Origin of the sequence: Immundisolibacter sp. (assembly GCF_028696615.1) — a bacterium.
Classification (GTDB): domain Bacteria; phylum Pseudomonadota; class Gammaproteobacteria; order Immundisolibacterales; family Immundisolibacteraceae; genus Immundisolibacter.
Genome location: NZ_JAQVGQ010000260.1, coordinates 1 through 3,370, shown reverse-complemented (window position 1 = coordinate 3,370; position 3,370 = coordinate 1). Strand labels below are relative to the sequence as shown.

Sequence of the window (3,370 nt, the reverse complement as noted above, 5' to 3'; positions counted from 1 at the left end):
CCGAGCCGAAGTACAAGGTCAACGTGAACACGCTGGAGCACCTCGCCGCCAAGCAGCTCGATCTGAACGAAATCGGCGTGTGCAACATCGCGCTCGACCGCGCACTGCCGTTCGATCCGTACACCGCGAACCGCGACACCGGCGGCTTCATCCTCATCGACCGCCTGACCAACGCCACCGTCGGCGCCGGCATGCTGCACTTTGCGCTGCGCCGCGCGCACAACATCCACCGCCAGGCGGTCGACGTCGACAAGGCAGCCCGCGCCACGCTGATGGGCCACAAGCCGGCGGTGCTTTGGTTCACCGGCCTGTCCGGCGCCGGCAAATCGACGATTGCGAATCTGGTCGAGAAAAAGCTTTACGCCGCCGGCTGCCACAGCTATCTGCTGGACGGCGACAACGTGCGCCATGGTCTGAACAAGGACCTCGGCTTCACCGACGCCGACCGGGTGGAGAACATCCGCCGCGTGGCGGAAGTCGCCAGGCTGATGGTGGACGCGGGCCTCATCGTGCTGACCGCCTTCATCTCGCCGTTCCGCGCCGAGCGCGCGCTGGCGCGCAGCCTGCTGGAAGAAGGCGAGTTCATCGAGATTCACGTCGACACGCCGCTCAAGGTGGCCGAAGCGCGCGACGTGAAGGGTCTGTACAAGAAGGCCCGCCGCGGCGAGCTCAAGAACTTCACCGGCATCGATTCACCCTACGAGCCGCCACAGGCACCCGAACTGCGCCTGGACACCAGCGTTCTGTCGGCCGACGAGGCGGCCGAGGCGGTGCTCGCGCTGCTGCGCGAGCGGGGGCTGATCGGTGGCTGAGCGCCGGCGTTGCAGGCGCCCGGCAGGCGGATTGCCATGACCCCGACACGCCTGCACTGGCTGCAACACGTGCCCTTCGAGGGCCTTGGCTACATCGCACCGTGGGCGCAGCGACGCGGCTTTGCGCTGTCCTGCACGCGCCTGTACGCGGGCGAGGCCCTGCCGGAACCCGACGCCTTTGACTGGCTGGTGGTGATGGGCGGGCCGATGGGCGTGTACGAGGCCGACCAGTACCCGCACCTCACGGCCGAGATCGCGCTCATCGAGGCCGCCATCGCCGCCGGGCGGCGCGTGCTCGGCGTGTGCCTGGGCGCACAGCTGATCGCCGCCGCGCTCGGCGCGCGGGTATTTGCGTCGGGCCGGCGCGAGATCGGCTGGTTTCCGGTCGAGCCGGTGGCCGATTCCGGCAGCCCCTTCGCAGATGACCTGCCGGCGCCGCAGACGCTGTTTCACTGGCACGGCGACACCTTCGACCTGCCGGCCGGGGCGCTGCACATCGCGCGCAGCGAGCATTTCGAGCAGCAGGCGTTCAGCTATGGCAATCGGGTACTGGCCGTGCAATGCCACCCGGAGATGGACCCGCCGGGCGTGGCGGCGCTGGCCGATGCCTTCGGCGCGCGCCTCACGCCCTGCGCCAGCGTGCAGTCGGCGGATGCCATGCGCGCCCTGCAGGCGCATTTCGAACCCGCCCGGCGCCTGCTAGAGGCCTGGCTGGACCGCCTGGCGGCGGCGTGAGGTGAACCGCCCGCGGGTCGCACCGGGCCTGGGTCTGGTCCTGACAGGCGGCGGCGCGCGCACGGCGTACCAGGTCGGCGCGCTGCTCGCCATCAGCGACTGGCTCGGCCGGCCTCGGCGATCGCCGTTTTCCGTCATCACCGGCACCTCCGCCGGCGCCATCAACGCGACGGCGCTCGCCGCGCGCGCCAGTGCGTTTGCGCGCGGCCTCGAGGGGCTGGCCGGCGTGTGGCATACGGTGCGTGTGGGAGACGTGTTCCGCTGCGAGCGGCGGGCGCTATACGGCCGGGCCGCGCACTGGCTGTGGGCGCTGCTGCGCGGCGGATTGGGGCCGCACAACCCGCGCGCACTGCTCGATTGCCAGCCGCTGCGGGCACTGCTGGAGCGCCACGTCAACCTGTCGCGTATCGACCTGCACCTGGCGCGCTGTGCGCTCGACGCGGTGGCCGTGACCGCGTCTGGCTACGGCAGCAGCCGCGGCGTCACGTTCTACCAGGCGGCCGGCCACCCGTCGCCGTGGCAGCGCGAGCGGTCGATCGCCCGCCCGGCCTCGCTGTCGCTCGACCACGTCATGGCGTCGGTGGCCATCCCGCTGCTGTTCGAGGCGGTGCGCATCGACGACGACTGGTACGGCGACGGCGCCATGCGCGACCACACGCCGCTGTCGGCCGCGGTGCAGCTTGGCGCCGAGCGCTTGCTGGTGCTGTCGATGCGCAACTCGGACCCGGTGCCCCTGCCGCAACCGCCGCCGTATCCGACGCTCGGCAAGATCGCCGGTTACGTGCTGGATTCGCTGTTCATGGACGGCGTCGGGCCGAACCTGGAGCGCTTGCAGGGCCTGAACGAGCTGGTGCGGCGGGCAGGCGCCGAGCCGCCACAGCGCTACGGCCGCCCACTGCGGCACGTCGATGCCGCGGTGCTCACGCCGAGCGTCGACCTGCGCGCGCTGGCCACGCGCCACAGCAGCCGTTTTCCCCGCCCGGTGCGGCGCCTGTTGCGTGGCATCGGCGCCTTTGGCGAGCTATCGCCGCTGCCGAGCTACTTGCTGTTCGACGGTGCGTTTTGCAGCGAGCTGATAGATCTGGGCTACGCGGACGCCGAGCGACGCAAGGAGGCACTCATGGCGACGCTGATCGGGCCGGCAGACCACGCCGATCCACAATCTTCGTGAGCTAAAGGCATAAGAATATAAGAATTAAATAATTCTAAAGAATAACGTGCGTCCGTACCCTGATGACCCCGATTCTGCTGTCAGGTGCTGTCGTTCATGGCTGCCTCCGATCTCGTCCTCCACGCCGTGGCCGTGCTTGAGGCCGCGCAGGCGCACGGTCCCGCCGTGCATACCAACAGCTTTGGCCCGGAAGGGGTGGTCCTGACCCACCTCATCACCCGCCACGCGCCGGCCATCCGCACCGTGAGTCTCGACACCGGCCGCCTGCCCGAGGAAACCTACGCCGTGGCCGAGGCGCTGCGCCGGCGCTATGGCGTTGATATCGAATGGTATTACCCGGACGCCGACGCGCTGCGTGCGTTCACGCACCGCCACGGCGTGAACGCCTTCTACGACAGCGTGGAGCTTCGTCGGGCCTGCTGCGCCATCCGCAAGGTGGAGCCGCTGGTCCGGGCACTGGCCGGACACAGAGCCTGGATCACCGGTAGGCGGCGCGATCAGAGTGCGCACCGGTCGGTGCTGCCGGAGCGCGAATGGGACGAGCAGCGCGGCATCTTCAAGTTCAACCCGCTGGCCGAGTGGAGTGAGGCCGACGTGTGGGCCTTCATCCGCGCCCACGACATCCCGTACAACGCCCTGCATGACCGCCATT

General features: G+C 69.5%; 4 protein-coding genes. All 4 read left to right on the top strand.

Annotation, left to right across the window (positions count from 1 at the left end):
- Positions 1 to 812 (top strand): adenylyl-sulfate kinase (gene cysC, locus PHC73_RS12865; protein ID WP_300128992.1); only part of this gene is annotated, 812 nt, incomplete at its 5' end.
- 36 nt (positions 813 to 848) lie between these two features.
- A complete protein-coding gene (locus PHC73_RS12860) occupies positions 849 to 1,547 on the top strand; it encodes a type 1 glutamine amidotransferase (protein ID WP_300128989.1) in 699 nt (232 codons plus the stop codon).
- A gap of 1 nt (position 1,548) precedes the next feature.
- Entirely contained in the window at positions 1,549 to 2,718 is a 1,170-nt protein-coding gene (locus PHC73_RS12855) for a patatin-like phospholipase family protein (RefSeq protein ID WP_300128986.1), read from the top strand.
- A gap of 96 nt (positions 2,719 to 2,814) precedes the next feature.
- On the top strand, positions 2,815 to 3,370 hold a 556-nt coding region (locus PHC73_RS12850), incomplete at its 3' end, for a phosphoadenylyl-sulfate reductase (RefSeq protein ID WP_300128983.1).

Excerpts from the sequence above, each read along its gene's own strand:
- PHC73_RS12860 (WP_300128989.1), top strand. The coding sequence starts at position 849 with ATGACCCCGACACGCCTGCACTGGCTGCAACACGTGCCCTTCGAGGGC.